We start from the raw sequence: 19,989 nt of genomic DNA, 5'->3' as shown, positions 1-19,989 counted from the left end.
TGCTTGATGGATCATTCTGATTGCTGATGCCTGCCTTATTGAGTGCCTTATTGACTACCTTATAGTTTACTCACTTTTCGAAACCATCTTATCCAGCTTCGTACGAATGTGCTCTGCAACTTCTCCAGCTTTCCCGCCTTCCATGGCGATCTCTTCTGCTATGCGGGACAGATCTCTCACCGCACTGTTCAGTTGTCGGAACGTGGCTCCCCCTGCGCTGACATGCACCGAACTGTCGTCAATCTCCGCTCCGCTTGCCTGAACCAGTTCAACAGTCTGAAGGGTCAATCCACCAATATTCTCCAGCAATGAAGACATGTTGTCCGCAACCTCACGGGTCTGTTTCGCGAGCGCTCGAATCTCACCTGCAACAATCTGGAAACCTCGTCCATATTCACCGGCATGAGCTGCTTCTATGGAAGCATTGAGGGCAAGGAGACCACTCTGATCTGCCAGGGAGCGAATGGAATGTGCCATGCCTGAGCCTGTTTTGATCGAATTCAGCATGTGATCCGCATGTTGTCCTTGACTCTCCATATGCTGATATACCCGGTTATAGGAAGCATCAACGTGCTTCAAACTTTCTTCGCCCTGCTTGGACAATGCCATGATCTCACGGGCTTCATGAACGGTCTGATTCGCTGCATTCACCAGCTTGGTGACTGCAGCGTTGATTCTGGATATCTCCTGTCTGCTCTCGGTCACTGTACGTATGCGCTCTTCCGTAACAGTCTGTTGCAATCTGCGGGAGAGCGACATTACATCACGCATCGTCAGCACACCGAGCAGTCTGTCTTGTTCCGTAACCAGCAGACAATCGTAAAAATGCTGTTCATTCCGTCCAAGTGCGATATCAATAATCGTTGAGGCTTCCACATGAATATCTGCAATAACGGGAGATGTATTCACTACTTGTATGACCGGCTTACGGTAGAATAGATCTGCGGCAAAACGGCCATTTAACATCCGATATAACGTCTCTCGCATTAACAATCCAGTAGGTTTCATCTGCTCATCACAAAGTACAATACATGGGTGCTCCTGATCCTGATTCATCATCGTGGCAGCTTCTCCACAGGTCGTATGGACGCTGGCGACAGGTACCTGACGATAATAATCATGCAAATGGATTAAAGGTTCTTCAGCAACAACCGTTTCTTCTTCACTCAGCTTTATTTCGGATGTTATTAATTCTTCACTATGTAAAACAACATGAGGCTGGTCAGGTTTCACTTCGAGCAACATGGGCATAAATGCGCAATCTCCTTTACGTATTAGCTCCGTCTTGAGATAGATTATGTAGGTATAAAGTATCACCCAGATAAGTCCATGCTACTCCCTCTACGTAAAATAAAATCCTCCTTTATGTTAAACGAACGTAAAATAAAACTCCCCGATCATTGCTAACTTGAATGATGGGGAGTTTTTCTTTTGACAACCAATTTATAACCTACACCACGAATGGAATCAATGTGAACCGATTCCGGGTCCAGCTCCAGCTTTTTACGTAATGAGCTGACGTGAACGTCCACCGTTCGTTGACCTCCAATATAATCGAAGCCCCACACAGCGTTCATCAGATCATCCCTTGTCAGTACCACACCCGGCTTTTTGGCCAAATATAGAAGTACTTCGAACTCTTTCGGACGCAAACTGATGGATTGTCCACCCAGTGTCACTTCATATTTCAGAGGATAAATCTCAAGCTCGCCCAAAATAATTCGTGAGCCATCCTTGTCCTCAAGCTGTGGTAAATCTTCGCCATTGGAATAACGTCTTAATACCGCATCCACTCGGGCTAATAACTCAGATACACCAAACGGTTTGGTAATATAATCATCGGCACCCGATTTCAGTCCCTGTACAACCTCGGCTTCACCGTTCTTGGCCGTCAGAATAATAACCGGTGTACTAACACCCTGTATTCTTAACTTGTTCAGAATGTCCAGACCATTCATGCCCGGAAGCATCAGATCCAGCAAAATGAGATCAAACTCCTGGGACAAGGCCCGATCATATCCTGCAGATCCGTGATCCTCTGCCGTAACGTCGTAACCTTCCTGTGTCAGGTTATACGTGAGTAATCTTGATAATGTAGGTTCATCTTCAATAACTAGCAAACGCTGTGCCATGATACCCCTTCTCTCTTCATAGGTTGTCTGTTGCCACAACACTTTTTCTATCATAGCACTAATTTGTTAACGCGGTGTAAAACAATACAACCTTTTTACATTTTGATACCAGACGCCTACATCTCTTCATCCTGAATGAATGGAAGGATAACCCGGAACGTTGTCCCCATCCCCAGTTCACTCTCTACAGACAATTTGCCATGATGCAGTTCCACCAGATGTTTAACGATGGAAAGTCCAAGGCCTGTGCCCCCTGAATTACGGGATCTGCCTTTATCAACACGATAGAACCGTTCGAAGATTCGCGGCAAATCTTTTTTCGGTATGCCAATTCCTGTATCTGACACTGCAAAGACAACTTCATCATCGTTATCCATCGTCACCTGTAACTTCACTCGTCCACCATCGGGGGTATAATTGATGCCGTTGGATAACAGATTGATGAAGATCTGCTTCATCTTGTCCTCATCCGCTTCAATGTACAGTTCCTCCGGAACATGCATTTCCAGACGAATCTGCTTTTTCTCCGCCACCTTGGACAAGGTACCCAGCACCATTTCAAAGAAAGAGTGTATATGAACAGGTGAGCATTGCAGCGGCGCGCGTTTCGATTCAATTTTGGATAACTCCAGAATATCCCCAATTAGTCGGTTAAGTCGATCTCCTTCATCATAGATGATTTTCAGGAATGAACGCTCCGTCTCCTTATCCTGTACCCCACCGCTTAGCAATGTTTCGGCAAAGCCTTTGACCGCAGCGACAGGTGTCTTAAGCTCATGAGAGACATTGGCGACAAACTCACTGCGCATGGACTCCAATCGGCGGATTGCCGTCACGTCCTGCAACAGGAACAACATGCCTCGATACCCGCCATCATCTTCGGACATCGGTACTCCATCAAGACGGATCAGTTTTTCCTCCGGGTTGAACACACTCACTTCTTCAAACATCCGTTCTTTCAGTGCAACACTCTCTTCAATGGTTCGAGTTAATTCGTAGTGTCTTTTCAATTCAGTATAAGGCTTCCCCGTAACTTTTCCTGCCTGAATACCAAGCATACGCTCCGCTTCCCGATTGACCAGTGCAATGGATTGCCCTGAGTCGATCATGACAATACCTCCGGTCATGTTCGCGAGGACGCTCTGTAGTAACGCTTCATTGTCACGAATCGTCTTCAGTTGAGACTGCAAGCTGTCTGCCATTCCGTTTATCGCAAGCCCCAGCTGTCCGATCTCATCTCTACGCGTTACATCAACTCTGGCATCGTATTCCAGCTTGGTAATCCGATGGGCCACTTTTGTAATATGCTCAATCGGGGAGGTTAATCCACGTGCAACCCGATAACTGACAAACGCAACAATTAAGAACAATAGCCCAAGTGCAGCAAACATAATCATCCAACCACGCTGAAGCCCTTGATCCACAGCCTGTAGACTCATGGATAGACGAATGTACCCATCAAATGTGCCACTCGGCATCTCAATCATGTCACTTTGATCCGAATTAACAGGTAGTGCCACATACAACATGTCCTGTCCCAATGTTTCACTGTAACGTATGGACTGCCCGTATCCATCTCCGACGGCACCCTTTATTTCCTCACGGTTCAAGTGATTATCCATGGATGCCGGATCACTCTCGGAATCTCCGATGACCATACCGTCTTTATTGATAAAGGTGACCCGGGAATCCGTCAGACGATCCAGTTCCAGCGCTCGATCTGAATAATACTTTCGTGTGGCTTCCGAGTTTGGATCACTTGCATCATGGAATGGAAAAGTTGCTTTGAGCAGATTAATCTCGCGCACCATGGTTTGCTCCAATGCGGCTATATGCGTAGTCTTAAACACTCTGCCCATCGTGTATCCAGCCACAATGACGGATACGCCGATCAGCACCATCATAATGATGGCAAGGCGAATTCGGAACGGTCTCATCTATCTCTTCCTTTATGATCAGATTAATATCTAATGAATTGCTCTACATTGAATCCAGTTCAATTCGGTCCCCACGGGTACCCGGATTGGAAATTACGAGAAACTCCACTTCTTCGTTGCTCCGATTCATCATCTGATGCGGCATTCCGGGTGCAATCTCTATTCCTTCATGGGTTACCAGCACAAACGTCTCTCCGTTAAGTTCCATACATGCTTCACCGCTGAGGATGAAAAAAAACTGACGGCTTACCGAATGAACATGTCGTATTTCAGCCGTTCCTGCGGGCATTCGTTCATGAATAATGCTCAGTGTTTTATTTTGAACGAGATGCCAACCGTCGCACTGTGCACCCCATATATAATGTGCTGCATTCTGTTTGCTCATTTTCATATGACTTGTCCCTCCGAGTATAATTGCTCGATCTATCATATCACAGATTAGGGAATTCCCAGTCAGACATGGCCAATAATAAAATATCATAGTTGTATCAACAGAGATGCCGACTTTTGTAAACAGGTGCTAAACCGCATCTTTGACATACATATCCACCTGATATAAAAAAAGACGCACCGCTCAGCCATGCTGAAAGCGATACGCCTCTATATAATCAATCCTATATTTATTCTCATCTATACTGCTTCTAAACGTTCTTAACGTATTATCCGTTCACCACTTCGCCGCCATTCACATGTATCACCTGTCCGCTTACATACGAAGAATCATCTGAAGCTAGATATACATAGGCGGGAGCCAGTTCATCCGGTTGTCCTGGCCGCTTCATTGGCTGCGATGCGCCAAACTCGCTTACTTTTTTCTCATCAAATGTGGATGGAATGAGCGGGGTCCAGATCGGCCCTGGGGCAACGGCATTGACACGAATTCCCTTCTCAATCACATTCATCGATAGCGAACGAGTGAACGAAGTGATTGCTCCTTTGGTAGATGAATAATCAAGCAGGGTCGGACTTCCGCGATAGGCTGTGATGGATGTTGTATTAATAATCGTACTGCCCTTCTTCAGGTGTGGCAGGGCTGCCTGCGTCACATAGAACATGCCGAAGATATTGGTACGGAATGTACGCTCCAATTGTTCTGGCGTAATATCCTCCAGATTCTGCTGTGGATGCTGTTCCGCTGCGTTATTCACGACAATGTCCAGTTTGCCCAGTTCATCCACTGTCTGCTGAACCGATTTCTTCGCAAAGCCATCATCGCCGATGTCACCTGCAATCAAGATGCACTTGCGTCCTTCTTGTTCGACCTGACGCTTCGTTTCCTTGGCATCTTCGTGCTCGCTCAAGTATACAATTGCGACATCTGCGCCTTCCTTGGCATACGTAACGGCAACAGCACGTCCGATCCCACTGTCACCCCCTGTAATGAGCGCTACCTTATCTGTCAGTTTACCTGCTGCCTTGTATTCAGGCTTTTCAAACTCCGGTCTGGGATGCATCTCCGATTCAATTCCGGGGCGTTGATCCTGGTGCTGTGCTGGCATTGTTTTTTGATTTTGTTGTGTATTGGTTGACATCTAACATTCTCCTCTCAAAATGTGATCATGTTTGGATTACAGAAGACATGGACTCCAACTGTGTCTTTCCTTGTCTTTCGTTCTCTGAAAAAGTCTCATTCTGTAGGATGGCATGAACAGTCCAGATTATTCTTCTGTGATGAGCAGCAACTTAAGCCTCAACGTGCTGTCTCTATCAGCGTCCTACCTTCTATTCGTTATTTACCACTCTCTTCGGATATCAAACAACCGATTTTCTTCAATGCCTGTTTTGCCAAAATTCGAAATTAATTCGAAATTAGACTGTTTCATGACACAAAGTGTATTCCTATGCTGCTTGGGCTGATGTACAATGTACAGTATACTGATGTGCTTTAATTTTCATTTTTACTGGTTTAATCATTCTAACCTAACATGGAGACCTGCCAATGGAATCGCATATTAATTCATATATAACACTCGTAGCCACTTCAGCCGTGCTGAATGTCTTTTTGTGTTTATATACCTATTTCAGAAGATCCGAAATCCCCAGTGCCAAAATATTCATTCTCTACACAGCGGCACTCTCCATATACACTTTTGGTTATGCGATTGAGCTCGCCAGCACCACGCTCCAGCAGATGATGTTTTGGACCACCGTGGAGTATATAGGCATGCCCTTCTCCGCATCTCTTGGCCTCATGTTGATGATAAAGTACACAGGAAAAACGTTATCCAAAAAGGTCACTTCCGCATTGTTTGTAATCCCTTCCATTACACTATGTATGGTAGCAACCAATAATTTTCATCATCTCTTTTATAAGAAAGTATGGCTGAGAGAAGATAGTCCCGTACCTCTAATGGATATCGCAGTAGGTCAATGGTATGTTGTACACGGCGCATTCACGTTTTCTTGTCTGTTGTGTGCCTGCCTCATTCTGATCGGTCAATGGAAACACACCAAGAAGATGTACCGTCGACAATTACTTACACTAATTACTTCACAGATTATTCCTATGGTCGCAGCTTTTCTGTATTTGCTTGGTTTGACCCCAGGCGGGATGGACCCCGTCCCCGTACTCATGTGTATCACATCTGCCATGTATATCTGGGCCATACTATCCTCTCGTCTCCTGACCATCGTACCCATCGCCAAAGACAGTATTTTCGAGAGCATGCGTGAAGGTGTTATTGTACTGGATAGTTCCAATCGACTGGTCGATTACAACAGATCTCTACGTGACATGTTGCCAGAGCTTGATACAACCATGATTGGCCAACCCTTGGATGACATCTGGCTTAATCTTGCTGGAAAGACATTTCCCGTTGAATACGGCAGGGAAGGATTGCAAACCGATCTGTACTGGCAGTTAAACGGAGAGACCGTCTGTTATCAGGTCAGGACATCTTACGTGTATAACAAGGATGCACAGCCTGTGGGCAGTCTGATTATGTTAATCGATATAACGGAACAACGCTTCATGCAAGAACAGCTGAAACAACTGGCTTATTTCGATGGTCTGACCAAAATCTATAATCGCACTCAATTTTTGCATAGAGGACGGGAGATTTTGAGTGAAGCTCAGCTTACTCCTCAACCTGTCTCATTTATTTTATTTGATATTGATTACTTTAAACGCATCAACGATACCTACGGGCATGATGTTGGCGATCAGGCCATCATTCATGTGGTCTCTGTTTGTAATCGTTATTTAAGCCCTGAGATGTTGTTCGCCCGTTATGGAGGAGAAGAGTTTGTCATCGCTCTTCCGAATACCTCGCTTCAAGAAGCCGAGAAACTTGCCGAACAACTGAGAGTTGCCTTGTTGAATGACCCCCTGGATGTTAAGGGAGTACCTATTACGCTGACCTCAAGCTTTGGTATTGCCCAGTACAATGGAGGGTCAGATTCGCTAGAGTCCTTGTTACGCGACGCTGATACTGCGCTGTATGAGTCCAAGAGGAATGGTCGAAACGCAGTGCGTGCATATGCTGTGAGTACACCCTAACCCATGTAGACCGTGTCTGATGGAGCATGGACAATGATATGTATGGTAAAGATTGCTGTAGTACCAACTCAAATAAACCAAGCTCCAATAAAAAGGAATGCTGATTCATCTTGGTAATAAGAAAAATAGACAGCCGATGTGGCTGTCTATTTTTCATTCGTTTCCCGTAACGCTATCTTACATATCATTCTGCTTGTCCTAATTACATCTGCAAACGCTTAACCAACAACTAACAATACATCTTCGTAAGGTGGATTAACCGTCCACAACGCACTTAGATCACCTGATTATTCACCATCAGGTACACCATGATCAGCAAGAATACAGCCAGAAGTGTACTGAACATACGGATCTTGCTTTGCTCAGGACCCACATCACGCTTGTTTTTTACACCTTCTGCAGCGAGTCGCAGGGGTTTACCCATAATTCCTCCAATAGCCGCAATAGCCAAGAGCAGAACAACAACGACAGCCATCCAGACATGAGAATACTCACCTTTGGTCATCAGGTAACCACCCGTAAGAAGTTGGATTACAAGTCCATACTGCGCAACTTTGTTCAAAGAACGAAGCGAAGCAAAGGCTCCCTCTTGCGCTGCAGCATTCAAGGTCCGGATTTTACCGACCACAAATGGCAGAATCAAATAGAATCCCATCGCCAGTGCTCCAACAATATGGAGCAGATACATAATCATTGTCAAAATTTTCATCCTCCTTAACATTTTCGGTGTGCTATACATCACATCCCATTATACTGGGGAACTTATCCAAAGAAAAGAAAACCTCCGGGTTTACCGGAGGTTTTCTTTTAGCTTCTGTTCAAAAAGTTTTCAAACTTACAGATTTACTACCGAAATGACGTTGCGAACCGAATCAGCAGATTTATCCAATCCTGCTTTTTCTTCCGTTGTCAGGTCAAGTTCGAATATTTTCTCAATGCCGTTACCACCCAAAATGGTTGGTACACCGAGGAACAGATCATTATAGCCATACTCACCTTCAAGATAAGCGATCACTGGAATGATACGTTTCTTGTCCTTCAAAATTGCTTCGGTCATCTGAACAAGTGAAGCCGCCGGTGCGTAATATGCACTGCCGTTACCAAGCAGATTCACAATCTCACCACCGCCTACACGTGTGCGCTGAACGATGGATTCGATCCGGTCAGCCGGAATGAGCGTATCGATCGGAATGCCTCCCACGCTCGAATAACGAACGAGGGGTACCATATCGTCTCCGTGGCCGCCAAGAACGAATCCACGAACATCTTCGACAGATACGTTCAACTCTTGCGCAATGAAGGTACAATAACGTGCTGTATCCAGAACACCTGACTGACCGATAACACGGTTTTTAGGAAAACCAAGGGTCTGATAAGCAGCATAAGTCATCGCATCCACCGGGTTGCTTAGAATAATGACGATGGAATCAGGGCAATATTTTTTCACATTTTCACAAACGGACTTCACGATACCCGCATTCGTATTGACCAGATCGTCGCGGCTCATACCCGGTTTACGGGCGATACCAGCCGTAATGATTACAATCTCAGAACCTGCAGTATCTTCGTAGTTGGAAGTACCGACGATATGACTGTCAAATCCTTGAACAGGACTTGCTTCCATCATATCGAGTGCTTTCCCCTTCGTCGGGTTCTCCAGTTGAGGAATATCAACCAGTACAACATCCCCGAGTTCTTTTTGGGCAAGCATTAATGCGGTCGTAGCACCGGTAAAACCGGCGCCGACTACTGTGATTTTTTTGCGCTGAATAGTCAAGATTCACATCTCCCCTTACAGGTTTTTAATGATTTGATCCGCGAATTCAGAACATTTCACTTCAGTAGCGCCGTCCATCAGACGTGCAAAGTCATACGTTACTGTTTTATTGTTAATGGATGTTTCCATACCTTTGTAGATCAGATTAGCTGCTTCTTGCCATCCCAAGTGCTCAAGCAACATTACTCCGGACAGAATAACGGAACCAGGGTTCACGACATCTTTGTCCGCGTATTTAGGTGCAGTACCGTGAGTTGCTTCGAAGATGGCATGTCCTGTTACGTAGTTGATGTTCGCTCCAGGAGCGATACCAATTCCGCCAACTTGCGCTGCAAGTGCATCGGACAGATAGTCACCGTTCAGGTTCAATGTTGCGATAACATCAAATTCGCCTGGACGAGTCAATACTTGTTGCAGTGCGATATCGGCAATCGCATCTTTTACGATGATTTTACCAGCATCTTCAGCGGCTTTTTGTGCTGCATTCGCTGCATCTGTACCTTCGTTATCTTTGATGATGTCATATTGTGCCCAAGTGAATACTTTGTCAGCGAACTCTTCTTCAGCCACTTCGTATCCCCAGTTTTTGAAGGCACCTTCGGTAAATTTCATGATATTACCTTTGTGTACCAATGTAACACTCTTACGGTTATGATCAATTGCGTATTGGATTGCTGCACGTACCAAACGCTTGGAACCTTCCGAAGAAACTGGTTTGATACCAATACCGGAAGTCTCAGGGAAACGGATTTTGTTAGCACCCATCTCCTGTTGCAGGAACTGGATCACTTTTTTCACTTCTTCAGAACCTTCAGCATACTCGATTCCTGCATAGATATCTTCCGTATTCTCACGGAAAATGACCATGTCTACCAGCTCAGGACGTTTAACCGGAGAAGGTACGCCGTCGAAATAACGAACAGGACGCAAGCAAGTGTACAGGTCAAGCTCTTGGCGCAGGGCTACGTTCAGGGAACGGATACCGCCACCGATTGGCGTAGTCAATGGTCCTTTGATCGCTACGATATACTCACGAATGGCTTCCAGTGTATCATTCGGCAACCACTCACCGTATGTATCGAATGCTTTTTGTCCAGCAAACACTTCATACCATGCGATTTTTTTGTTGCCATCATAAGCTTTTTCAACAGCTGCATCCAATACACGTTTGGAAGCTTTCCAAATATCACGGCCTGTACCGTCACCTTCGATAAATGGAATGATTGGATTGCTAGGTACTTGAAGTGTACCGTTATCAATTTGGATTTTTTCGCCTTCAGTTGGGTGAGCAAATTTTTCTAATTTCATAGTTAAAATTCCTCCTAGGTTTCGTATATGCAGTATTCATCATACCACTAGTCTTGTTGAGAGAAGGGTCCTGAGAGCTTAAGCCAGTAACACCTCTGCTTTCCAACCCTTCACCTCGTCCATATTATTATACTGTTTTTGCGGCTATTAGCGAAGTTCAATAGAAACGTATTTCTGTTCTGCAGGGCCAGTGTACTCCGCACGTGGACGAATGATGCGATTGTCCGCAAGCTGTTCCAAAATATGCGCAGTCCATCCAGACACACGGCTGATAGCAAAGATCGGAGTGAACAATTCCTGTTCGATCTCCAGTTGGGTATATACAGAAGCAGAATAGAAGTCTACGTTAGGCTTCAGTCCTTTTTGTCCTGTAACCAATTCCTCGATCTTCACAGACATATCATACAAGCGCGTATCATTGTTCATCTCGCCAAGTTCCTTGGACATCTTCTGTAAATGTTTGGCGCGTGGATCACCGTTTTTGTACACCCGATGTCCAAAGCCCATAATCTTTTCACGATTATTCAGTTTTTCCTGAATTGCCGCTTCAAGACGATCAGGCGTACCGATCTCATTCAACATTTTCATAACAGCTTCATTAGCACCGCCATGCAGTGGTCCCTTCAGTGCGCCAATGGCGGAAGTTACACCGGAATAGATATCCGACAGCGTAGCAACCGTTACACGGGCTGCAAATGTTGACGCGTTTAACTCGTGATCCGCATGCAGGACAAGGGCTTGATCCAATGCTTTCACTGCTGTCTCAGATGGTTCTTCACCAGTCATCATATATAAAAAGTTCTCTGCGATGGAAGCGCCTTCTTTTGGAGCCACAGGTTCTTTGCCCTGACGGATGCGGGCGATGGCTGCCACAATCGTTGGCAACTGTGCTTGCAACTTGACCGCTTTGATCTCATTCGCTTCCGTTGTCATCTCATCCGCTTGCTCGTCGTACAATGCAAGTGCAGAGACAGCGGAACGAAGTGCTGCCATGGTACTGACGTTTTTCGGATACAATTGGATTTGTGCAATCAACTCGCTCGGAATCGGCGCGTAATCGCTCAGGCTTTTACGAAGGGATTTCAGTTCATCCGTTGTTGGCAGTTTACCAAACCACAACAAATAGGCAACTTCTTCAAAGCTGGCATGTTCAGCCAAATCGTCGATATCGTAACCACGGTATGTGAGCACACCGTCTACAATAGAACTGATCGAAGAGGTTGTTGCAACGATGCCTTCCAGACCTTTGGTAGCTGTCATATTACATCTCTCCTTTAATAAGCGAAATCAGGAACCATTCCAGAGTGCCATATAAGTGCCAAAATGCACCTATTCTCTTTTTGTAAACATTTTCATTTTAAAATTAACAAATATTTCAAACTGCGGTTTTCCTATCTGTCAATCGGTATTTACTTATAACATCATACTGGATTTTGTCGTTTATGTGAACATGATGAGAGTTCATTCGCACATCAAACTTCTTTATCGGAGTGATAAAGCATTTTTGAAAGCCTTTACAAAAACAAGGTTGACATTTAATGTTTTTTAACCAATCCTGTCGTATGAAGAACTTTCTATTGCTATATTCTGCAATACTAAGGCATACTCTAGGCAAAAGAAAGAATCCCGGTAGAGTAGGTTCAAAAGTCCGCTTTTGAACCTGCTCTGGTAACATCCCGGCGTTTCAAAACCTTGTAAATGCTCTATATTAATTAAGATAGCCATCTATTTCTAATACTGCTTTATGGATCATACATAGGTCGGCTTAATTGAATTAAGGAGAGTTGATGCTTGGATAAAATAATAATGAAACGCCTGCTCCGTGGCTTATGGGTTATCATTGCGGCCATTCTGATCGCCGTTTCCATATACTTGCTGTTCCCGCTTTTGTACCCTTTTGCGATTGCCTGGATTATCGCCTATGCCATGAATCCATTAGTGAAACTGCTTCAGAATCGAGTCCGATTCCCCCGCTGGCTGGCTGTGACTCTTTCATTGATCCTTTATTTTGGAGCCATTGCGGTGGTGCTGTCTGCGGCGGTTACGCGCATGGTAAGAGAAGTCATTTCACTTACGACAAGTTTTGATCTTCATGTTGACGAGATCAAGGACACGTTTGTGCGCTGGACCCAGAATGACACCATTCAAAGTTTGACTGCGCAGATCAATGAATTTTACAAGGAAAATCCCAACTACCAGGAAACCATTAACAGCAATATTAGTAAAACAACCGAAACGGTAGGTACAGCCGTGACCGATCTGGTCACTGGATTTTTCAATATGATTCTGAGTCTCCTGACCTCCCTGCCGAACATGGGCGCAGTATTAATCGTTGTGTTGTTGTCTACGTTCTTCATTAGCAAAAGTTGGACCAGGCACAGCATTACCGTAGCAGGATGGGTGCCCTCTTCCATTCGCAAGCCGATATCCGACATATGGACTGACCTTAAGAAGGCACTGTTCGGATACGCAAGAGCACAATTGATCATGATCTCGATTACAGCACTATTCGTCATGATTGGACTGCTTATATTGCAAGTCAACTCAGCCTTCACCATCGCTCTGATGATTGGTTTGGTCGATCTGCTTCCTTATCTGGGTGTTGGCCTTGTCATGGTACCTTGGGCAGCATACCTCTTTATGAATGGAGATCTGTATCTCGGTATTGGCATCAGTATTATCTATCTGATCTTATTGATTGCCCGTCAGATTATTGAACCGAAGGTACTTGCAAGTAGTGTAGGGCTTGACCCACTCGCCACGTTGGTTGGTATGTTTGTGGGTTTGAAGTTGTTCGGTGTTCTGGGCTTGATTATTGGCCCTGTCAGTCTCGTGATTCTCGATGCGTTCAACCGGGCTAACGTATTACGCGACCTCAGAACGTATATCATCAACGGACGTGTCCGATGAGGCATCATTTTATGAGCACACAGGAAAAATGGAAAAGGCTTCGTTCAACAGAAATGTTTTGTTGAGCGGAGCCTTTTCTTTCTATTATGCATATCAACTGGTGTTTCATTTTGGACGACGATAAAACGTAATTTTGCCACTTTTCATTTTTTTCTCCAGCCATCCCAGGAAGAACAGGCGGTAAACCGGACGTGTTAATGGGAATATCAGTGTAAACCCGATCAGATCGGTTACAAAGCCTGGAATCAAGAGCAAGAAACCTCCGACAAAAATAAAAAGACCATCGACCATTTTTCTTCCAGGTACCTTGCCACTCTCCATTTCGGATTTGGCGTCCACAAGTACTTTTCGCCCTTCAAACTGCAACATTGCTATACCAATCAAGGACGTGAGAATCATGAGAAGCAATGTCTTTCCGGCTCCGATCCCGTCACTCATCAGAATAAAACCAAATAATTCAATCACCGGAATGATTAAGAGTAAAGCCCACATCCATTTTCGCATTGACGTATTACCCCTTTCCCGAAAGCCACACCTTTTCAAGCGCGCTGTATAGCTCAGAGGCTGCCCTATCCAGCCGTACTGGCTTCCAATCCCCATTCACCCATACATGCTGGGTAGAACCTGTAACCAGCCGTTCACCGGGGAGTGATTCATCAGCTAACCATACCCGTTCTCCAATCGCCATATGCTCATCAGGTTCTTCAGACATGCGTCTTATGTCATACTCATAGTTCAGTCGCAAACCACTAAATGCAGCAATACGGGTGAAAATGATAATCTCATCATCATATCGGGCAGGCTTGTGATATTTCACATCCAGTCCGGTTACGGGAAGCAGTAACCCCTGTTCCTCCATTTTACGATATGTATACCCCATTTGGCGAATCATCTCAGTTCGACCGATTTCAAACCAATTCAAATAGTTCGCGTGGTAGACCACGCCCATCTGGTCACTTTCTTGATAGCGTACACGAAGACGTGCCGCATACCAGCTACCATTGCTCTGTTCTCGCACGTGATCAGCCTCCTTCGCTCTAACATTCATACGTGTTACATCGTTGTAAAGTGTCAATAAGATGGAAAAAAAGCAACGGGACAATAAAGCCCCATTGCTTCTTTCCTGTTACTTCTCCATCCAAGACGCTATTAAGCGTTGTTTGGAATTTGGCTTACTTTAATCAGGTTGGTAGAACCGGAACGCCCCAAAGGTACACCTGCTGTGATCACAACCAGGTCTCCTTCTTTAACAAGTCCGGATTTTACGCCGCCTTCAATTGCATTTTCGAACAAAGCATCCGTGGAATCAACCAGTCTTCCTTTGACAGGAGTTACACCCCAAGCCAGAGCCAAACGACGGGAAGTTCTGTCTTCCGTAGTCACAGCGATGATTGGAGATTCTGGACGATACTTGGAAATCATGCGTGCAGTGTGTCCTGATTCAGTTGAAGTGATGATCGCTTTTGCGTTCAAATCTTGAGCTGAAAGGGCAACCGATTGGCTGATTGCTTCAGTAACTGTTGTTTGTTGAGCAACACGTTGTTTCAGATACAACTCTTGGTAAGGCAGAGCAGATTCTGCTTTTTCAGCAATACGGGACATGGTCAGAACGGATTCAACCGGGTATTTACCCGCAGCTGTCTCACCAGACAACATGATTGCGTCCGTACCATCAAAGATTGCATTCGCCACGTCACTTGCTTCCGCACGTGTTGGACGCGGGTTACGTTGCATGGAATCCAGCATTTGTGTAGCTGTGATAACCGGTTTGCCTGCAACGTTACATTTTTCGATCATGCGTTTTTGTACCAATGGTACTTCTTCCGCAGGAATTTCAACACCCAGGTCTCCACGAGCAACCATCAGGCCGTCAGATACTTCGAGGATCTCATCGAGGTTATCGACACCTTGTTGGTTTTCGATTTTGGAGATGATTTGGATATGTCCAGCATTGTGTTTTTCAAGCAATTCACGAATTTCAAGTACGTCACTTGCTTTACGTACAAAAGAAGCCGCGATGAAATCGACACCTTGCTCAATACCAAATACGATATCGTTAGCGTCTTTTTCCGTGATACCCGGCAGAGAAATGGCAACGCCCGGAACGTTAACACCTTTTTTGCTTTTGATCGATCCGCCGTTAACGATACGGCATTTGATCTCGGTGCCTTGCACTTCCACCACGGTCAGTCCGATCAGACCGTCGTCGATCAGAATTGTAGATCCCGGTTCAACATCATTCGGAAGATCTGTATACGTAATGGAAAGACGTTCTTTGGTGCCCAGAATTTCTTCTGTTGTCAAAGTGATGTACTCGTCTTGAACCAATTCGATCGGTTCAACTTCGAGTTTACCTGTCCGAATTTCCGGTCCTTTGGTGTCCAGCAGGATCGCTACTGTTTTGTTCAACTCTTCGCATGCTTGGCGAATCGCAATGATCCGTCCGCCGTGCTCATCGAAATCACCGTGGGAGAAGTTCAGACGGGCCACATTCATACCGGCCATAATCAATTTTTTGGTGTTCTCCAGAGATTCACTGGATGGACCAATGGTACATACAATTTTCGTTTTGCGCATTTTGGGTTTCCTCCGATTTTAAAGGTATTACTCTTTATCTATTTTTCTTTTTCCAACTATTAAATTTACTATACTTTAGCTCATTTGTATAGGAAATTCGTCACATTATTCAGCATTTCCCGACAAATTACTCGCCACATCGACTTCTACAAGCTCTTGAGGAGCTTCAATAGATGCTTGAGGTTCAAACGTGACCGATCCAATTTTACGGAATTTCTCATAACGATCTTGCTTCAGCTGATCCCCGCTCCAGCCCGTCATCTCGTCGAGATGACGGACCAAAGCTTCACTGATGAAAGCAGCAGATGCTTCATAATCCCGATGAGCACCGCCGCGCGGCTCAGGGACGATCTCTTCAATGACTTCCATCTCCAGCAGGTCTTTGGCTGTTATTTTCATTGCTTCAGCCGCCTGATCTGCCTTGGATGCATCCTTCCAGAGAATCGAAGCAGCGCCGTTCGGAGAGATTGCAGAATAGATCGCATGTTCCAGCATCAATACACGATTACCCACAGCCATAGCGAGGGCACCGCCGCTTCCACCTTCGCCGATGACCACAACAATAACAGGAACCGAAAGCTTCGCCATTTCCATCAGGTTGCGAGCAATCGCTTCCGATTGACCTCTCTCTTCTGCAGTATTACCCGGATACGCCCCTTTAGTATCAATAAACGTAATAATAGGACGGCCAAATTTGTTCGCTTGTTTCATCAGACGAAGTCCTTTTCGGAAACCTTCCGGATGAGCGCTGCCGAAAAAGCGGGCGATATTATCCTTTGTGTCTTTCCCCCGCTGTTGTCCGATTACCGTTACTGTCTTTCCATTCAACTTGGCAAGTCCGCCAACAACCGCAAGATCGTCTCCGAACATACGATCACCGTGCAGTTCAATGAAGTCCGTAAATATCAGCTGGATCAGATCCAGCGCCGTTGGGCGTTGCTGATGCCGGGCCAGATGCATTTTCTGAGCTGCCGTTATGCCAGTGTAGATCTCTTCTTCAAGTCTATGATAACGTTCTTCCAGGCGGGCAATCTCGTCCGTGAAGTCGATCCCTTTTTCCTGTCCAAACTGTACGAGTTCATCAATCTTTTTGCGCATCTCAACCAGAGGCGCTTCATATGGCAACTCACCCGCCATTTAGACCCCTCCTTTTTCACTATGCATATCCAGAAGCTTGCCAAGAGTGGCCCGAAGCTCTTTCCGGTGCACAACCATGTCCAACTGACCATGTTGCATATTAAATTCAGCCGTCTGGAAATCATCAGGTAACTTCTGACGGATGGTCTGTTCGATAACGATCCTGCCGGCAAAACCAAATACAGCCCCAGGTTCAGCAATATTAATATCGCCCAGGCTCGCAAAACTTGCCGAGACTCCACCTGTCGTTGGGTCCGTAATGACCGAAATGTACAGCCCGCCCTGTTCATCCAAACGGGATAAAGCTGCGCTTGTTTTGGCCATTTGCATGAGGCTGAGAATACTCTCTTGCATGCGGGCACCACCTGAAGTAGAGAAAATAATCAATGGCAACCGTTTCTCTGTTGCATGCTCAATGGCACGGGTAATTTTCTCCCCTACAACAGAACCCATGCTGCCTGTGAAGAAATCAAAGCTCATGACAGCCACAACTACAGGCAGGCCCTCAATAGTTCCTTCCCCTGTAATTACCGCTTCTTTCAGACCCGATTTCAGACGCTGTTGTTCCAGTTTGTTGCTATACCCGGGAAAGCCAAGTGGATCAACCGATATCATATCAGCATCAAACTCAACAAATCCTTGATCATCAAGTACCATGGCAATACGCTCCATAGCGTTAAGACGCATATGGTAACCACAGGCAGGACATACTTTCAGATTCTTCTCCAATTCCTTGCTATATTGAATGGTGCCGCATTTGCTGCACTTGTTCATAAGCCCTTCAGGTATTTCACGTTTTGGGCGTTCTAGGACTTCCTGGCCTTCGCCGGGAAGTGCACGCTCGGAAGGTATGGTAGCGTACTTCCGTTTCTTCTGGAATATATCTTTGAACACAACTACACCTCTCCAGCCGTTGATTTGATGGCCGCAACCTGCAGAGCGCTGCTTGTGGCAGCTTCATCCGCGTGCTACGGTAAACCGCTTACGACCCACACGCTGCCATGGGCCTTGTCCAGCATTCACAACAAAAAAATCCGCCGGTACAGGGCAAGGATCAGCGGCTTCTGTCAGCACGATTGATGTTACCTGCAATAACCGAAAGATTGTTGCGCCGATGTTTGAATCTATCTTGGTAGGGTCTCCGGGAGCAACCAGGTCGGTCCTTGTCCTAACAAAAAAAGAAGGAAGGACAGCAGCATACAATACATGCAAGTCGATTCCTCTCTCCGCTTACGCGATTAGTCCCTTATGTACCGATGGTACTTCTTCATCTGCCAAGGCACGTCGATGTCGAACGAATCAGGAATGCAGAATGGAATTCAACACTTCCTGGACCTCTTCCAATTCCCCAGAAGGGACGCGAATCTCAAATTGCTGCTTGGATAAACTGATGGGACGGGTCTGTACCAGAAAACCTTCTTCCGAAAGCTTGGTCTTGATCTTGTCCGCAACCTTTGCTGTCGGTGCAATGTAAATCACCGTCCACATGCCTTGTCCGCCCCCTAAGCTAATGTTCAGAGCCCGTATATTGGACTAATGATAACATACCTCACTTTTTTTCTGCAAGAAAGGGTTCGGGACCTTTGGGGAGAATTTGGGATCATGAGGGACATTTGTCCCCCAGGAATAACTCATATGGTTGACGAAATCTTCTTGTTGATACCTCTTTCATAAGCAGCCCCAAGCTTATCAGGGCAGCGTCAGCCGCCCTTGAAGACCTTCATATGAGCCATTAGATTGACCATAGCAGACAAGCATGAAAATACAGGGGGTTAAAGGTCTGAGGGGTATTTTTTGGCTTTAATATTTTTGTGTGCAATCCGGGCAGAAGCCGCAGCGGCCACCCCTGCAACCAGGTCATCCAAAAAGACATGAATGGCTGTTGCATGTTCGTTCAAATCATGAATGACACCTATTTTTTCTTTATCCAGATAACCAAAGCTGGTTAAACCAATCATACCATACACATGAGTAATGCCGAGAGCCAGAGTCTCGTCCACTCCATACAGGGATTCATCCGCTTCCATAATAGCTTGTAACGGTTGGGGCAAGAGTCGTTTCTCCGCAAGTTCGTCGAGAGCAATACCCGTATAGAGCGTATATTGCACCTCTCGTTTCTGCAGAACGGATTTCACGCTGGTTACACAGTCGTCCAAGGTCAGTTCGGGGTGGTACCCTTTTTGCAGACGGTATACAATTGCGGCGATTGCATCAATCTGTACCCCGCGCCGGGCCAGCATGGCTTCTACGATTTCATATGACATATCTCGACCTCCCGCATCAATCCCCCGAGGACCACTCGGTCCTTCGGTGTTCTCAAGTGTATGCAGCAACCTGTTAAAATGTTCATAAAATGTGAGGATGATTGAAATCAGGGACCACGATACAACTATCACAAAAAACCTGTTCAGCATTTAGCCAAACAGGTTTCATATTATTGGAATAAGAACGATCACTTACGAGATAACCGCTTATTTAATTTTGACCGTGCCTTCACCCAGCATCTTCTCCATGTCGGAGAACAGGGCTGGTGATGGCTTAATTCGGTAGGCATCACTCAACGCAAGCAGCTTCTGTTGCTGCTCATAGAAGAGCACCGTCGCCACAGGTCCGGGGTGCTCCTGAAGCAGTTGCTTCAGACGTGCCAGAAGCTCAGGCTTCTCCGCATGCGGGGCAATCTTCACGAACACCCGCTGCTCCACGGCCCGCGGT

Annotated in this window: 20 protein-coding genes; 2 read left to right on the top strand and 18 right to left on the bottom strand. The window is 45.8% G+C overall.

Going from position 1 to position 19,989, the window contains the following annotated elements:
* Positions 1–66: 66 nt before the first annotated feature.
* The 5 genes from ABTV53_RS08995 to ABTV53_RS08975 all read right to left on the bottom strand — a co-directional run bounded on the left by ABTV53_RS08995 (position 67) and on the right by ABTV53_RS08975 (position 5,601).
* The gene (locus ABTV53_RS08995; RefSeq protein WP_433752411.1) at positions 67–1,251 is read right to left on the bottom strand and encodes a methyl-accepting chemotaxis protein; all 1,185 of its coding nucleotides are present in this window, start codon (positions 1,249–1,251) and stop codon (positions 67–69) included.
* A gap of 152 nt (positions 1,252–1,403) precedes the next feature.
* Positions 1,404–2,132 carry a response regulator transcription factor gene (locus ABTV53_RS08990; protein ID WP_091032528.1) on the bottom strand — a complete coding sequence of 243 codons (729 nt, stop codon included), beginning with the start codon at positions 2,130–2,132 and terminating at the stop codon, positions 1,404–1,406.
* A 116-nt stretch (positions 2,133–2,248) separates the two neighbouring features.
* Positions 2,249–4,069: a two-component system histidine kinase PnpS gene (gene pnpS / locus ABTV53_RS08985; RefSeq protein WP_433752409.1), complete on the bottom strand. Its 1,821-nt coding sequence runs from the start codon at positions 4,067–4,069 to the stop codon at positions 2,249–2,251.
* A 43-nt stretch (positions 4,070–4,112) separates the two neighbouring features.
* A complete protein-coding gene (locus ABTV53_RS08980; RefSeq protein WP_433752407.1) occupies positions 4,113–4,460 on the bottom strand; it encodes a cupin domain-containing protein in 348 nt (115 codons plus the stop codon).
* Positions 4,461–4,728: 268 nt separating this feature from the next.
* Entirely contained in the window at positions 4,729–5,601 is an 873-nt protein-coding gene (locus tag ABTV53_RS08975) for an SDR family oxidoreductase (RefSeq protein WP_433752406.1), read from the bottom strand.
* 407 nt (positions 5,602–6,008) lie between these two features.
* Between ABTV53_RS08975 and ABTV53_RS08970 the strand changes: the two genes are divergently transcribed.
* On the top strand, positions 6,009–7,568 hold the full coding sequence (locus ABTV53_RS08970) for a histidine kinase N-terminal 7TM domain-containing protein (protein WP_433752404.1): 1,560 nt from the start codon (positions 6,009–6,011) through the stop codon (positions 7,566–7,568).
* A gap of 274 nt (positions 7,569–7,842) precedes the next feature.
* Here the strand turns inward: ABTV53_RS08970 and ABTV53_RS08965 are convergent, their stop codons facing one another.
* The 4 genes from ABTV53_RS08965 to citZ all read right to left on the bottom strand — a co-directional run bounded on the left by ABTV53_RS08965 (position 7,843) and on the right by citZ (position 11,913).
* Positions 7,843–8,268: a hypothetical protein gene (locus tag ABTV53_RS08965; RefSeq protein ID WP_017689485.1), complete on the bottom strand. Its 426-nt coding sequence runs from the start codon at positions 8,266–8,268 to the stop codon at positions 7,843–7,845.
* A gap of 135 nt (positions 8,269–8,403) precedes the next feature.
* The gene (gene mdh / locus ABTV53_RS08960; protein WP_215076768.1) at positions 8,404–9,345 is read right to left on the bottom strand and encodes a malate dehydrogenase; all 942 of its coding nucleotides are present in this window, start codon (positions 9,343–9,345) and stop codon (positions 8,404–8,406) included.
* A gap of 15 nt (positions 9,346–9,360) precedes the next feature.
* Positions 9,361–10,653 (bottom strand): NADP-dependent isocitrate dehydrogenase, encoded by a 1,293-nt coding sequence (gene icd, locus ABTV53_RS08955; protein ID WP_076330335.1) that lies wholly within the window; start codon positions 10,651–10,653, stop codon positions 9,361–9,363.
* Between the two features lie 147 nt (positions 10,654–10,800).
* The gene (gene citZ, locus ABTV53_RS08950; RefSeq protein WP_433752402.1) at positions 10,801–11,913 is read right to left on the bottom strand and encodes a citrate synthase; all 1,113 of its coding nucleotides are present in this window, start codon (positions 11,911–11,913) and stop codon (positions 10,801–10,803) included.
* Between the two features lie 531 nt (positions 11,914–12,444).
* Between citZ and ytvI the strand changes: the two genes are divergently transcribed.
* Positions 12,445–13,563 (top strand): sporulation integral membrane protein YtvI, encoded by a 1,119-nt coding sequence (gene ytvI, locus ABTV53_RS08945; RefSeq protein WP_433752400.1) that lies wholly within the window; start codon positions 12,445–12,447, stop codon positions 13,561–13,563.
* A gap of 105 nt (positions 13,564–13,668) precedes the next feature.
* On the opposite strand, the gene ABTV53_RS08940 is transcribed toward ytvI, so the two are convergent.
* From ABTV53_RS08940 to ABTV53_RS08900, 9 genes are all read right to left on the bottom strand, one after another.
* The gene (locus ABTV53_RS08940) at positions 13,669–14,067 is read right to left on the bottom strand and encodes an FxsA family protein (protein ID WP_433752399.1); all 399 of its coding nucleotides are present in this window, start codon (positions 14,065–14,067) and stop codon (positions 13,669–13,671) included.
* Positions 14,068–14,074: 7 nt separating this feature from the next.
* Complete coding sequence (locus ABTV53_RS08935) at positions 14,075–14,611, bottom strand: acyl-CoA thioesterase (RefSeq protein WP_433752397.1); 537 nt, start codon at positions 14,609–14,611, stop codon at positions 14,075–14,077.
* Between the two features lie 101 nt (positions 14,612–14,712).
* The gene (pyk, locus tag ABTV53_RS08930; protein WP_062833547.1) at positions 14,713–16,140 is read right to left on the bottom strand and encodes a pyruvate kinase; all 1,428 of its coding nucleotides are present in this window, start codon (positions 16,138–16,140) and stop codon (positions 14,713–14,715) included.
* 105 nt (positions 16,141–16,245) lie between these two features.
* Positions 16,246–17,277, bottom strand: a complete 1,032-nt coding sequence (locus tag ABTV53_RS08925) for an acetyl-CoA carboxylase carboxyltransferase subunit alpha (RefSeq protein ID WP_433752395.1) — start codon at positions 17,275–17,277, stop codon at positions 16,246–16,248.
* Positions 17,278–18,171, bottom strand: coding sequence for an acetyl-CoA carboxylase, carboxyltransferase subunit beta (gene accD / locus ABTV53_RS08920; RefSeq protein ID WP_017689494.1), 894 nt, complete (start codon positions 18,169–18,171; stop codon positions 17,278–17,280).
* A 63-nt stretch (positions 18,172–18,234) separates the two neighbouring features.
* The gene (locus ABTV53_RS08915; RefSeq protein WP_017689495.1) at positions 18,235–18,489 is read right to left on the bottom strand and encodes a hypothetical protein; all 255 of its coding nucleotides are present in this window, start codon (positions 18,487–18,489) and stop codon (positions 18,235–18,237) included.
* Positions 18,490–18,576: 87 nt separating this feature from the next.
* Positions 18,577–18,765, bottom strand: a complete 189-nt coding sequence (locus tag ABTV53_RS08910; protein WP_017689496.1) for a hypothetical protein — start codon at positions 18,763–18,765, stop codon at positions 18,577–18,579.
* A 284-nt stretch (positions 18,766–19,049) separates the two neighbouring features.
* The gene (locus tag ABTV53_RS08905; RefSeq protein ID WP_339240994.1) at positions 19,050–19,541 is read right to left on the bottom strand and encodes a phosphatidylglycerophosphatase A family protein; all 492 of its coding nucleotides are present in this window, start codon (positions 19,539–19,541) and stop codon (positions 19,050–19,052) included.
* A 207-nt stretch (positions 19,542–19,748) separates the two neighbouring features.
* A complete protein-coding gene (locus ABTV53_RS08900) occupies positions 19,749–19,961 on the bottom strand; it encodes a hypothetical protein (protein WP_433752393.1) in 213 nt (70 codons plus the stop codon).
* Between the last annotated feature and the right edge of the window lie 28 nt (positions 19,962–19,989).

The sequence above is a fragment of the Paenibacillus amylolyticus genome, from assembly GCF_050990605.1.
GTDB classification, from domain to species: Bacteria; Bacillota; Bacilli; order Paenibacillales; family Paenibacillaceae; genus Paenibacillus; species Paenibacillus amylolyticus_H.
This window is presented reverse-complemented; position numbering and strand designations above follow the sequence as displayed.

Coding starts and splice junctions, on each gene's coding strand:
- ABTV53_RS08995 (WP_433752411.1), bottom strand. CDS start 1,251: ATGCCCATGTTGCTCGAAGTGAAACCTGACCAGCCTCATGTTGTTTTA.
- ABTV53_RS08990 (WP_091032528.1), bottom strand. CDS start 2,132: ATGGCACAGCGTTTGCTAGTTATTGAAGATGAACCTACATTATCAAGA.
- pnpS (WP_433752409.1), bottom strand. CDS start 4,069: ATGAGACCGTTCCGAATTCGCCTTGCCATCATTATGATGGTGCTGATC.
- ABTV53_RS08980 (WP_433752407.1), bottom strand. CDS start 4,460: ATGAAAATGAGCAAACAGAATGCAGCACATTATATATGGGGTGCACAG.
- ABTV53_RS08975 (WP_433752406.1), bottom strand. CDS start 5,601: ATGTCAACCAATACACAACAAAATCAAAAAACAATGCCAGCACAGCAC.
- ABTV53_RS08970 (WP_433752404.1), top strand. CDS start 6,009: ATGGAATCGCATATTAATTCATATATAACACTCGTAGCCACTTCAGCC.
- icd (WP_076330335.1), bottom strand. CDS start 10,653: ATGAAATTAGAAAAATTTGCTCACCCAACTGAAGGCGAAAAAATCCAA.
- citZ (WP_433752402.1), bottom strand. CDS start 11,913: ATGACAGCTACCAAAGGTCTGGAAGGCATCGTTGCAACAACCTCTTCG.
- ABTV53_RS08940 (WP_433752399.1), bottom strand. CDS start 14,067: ATGCGAAAATGGATGTGGGCTTTACTCTTAATCATTCCGGTGATTGAA.
- ABTV53_RS08935 (WP_433752397.1), bottom strand. CDS start 14,611: ATGAATGTTAGAGCGAAGGAGGCTGATCACGTGCGAGAACAGAGCAAT.
- pyk (WP_062833547.1), bottom strand. CDS start 16,140: ATGCGCAAAACGAAAATTGTATGTACCATTGGTCCATCCAGTGAATCT.
- ABTV53_RS08925 (WP_433752395.1), bottom strand. CDS start 17,277: ATGGCGGGTGAGTTGCCATATGAAGCGCCTCTGGTTGAGATGCGCAAA.
- ABTV53_RS08910 (WP_017689496.1), bottom strand. CDS start 18,765: ATGTGGACGGTGATTTACATTGCACCGACAGCAAAGGTTGCGGACAAG.
- ABTV53_RS08905 (WP_339240994.1), bottom strand. CDS start 19,541: ATGTCATATGAAATCGTAGAAGCCATGCTGGCCCGGCGCGGGGTACAG.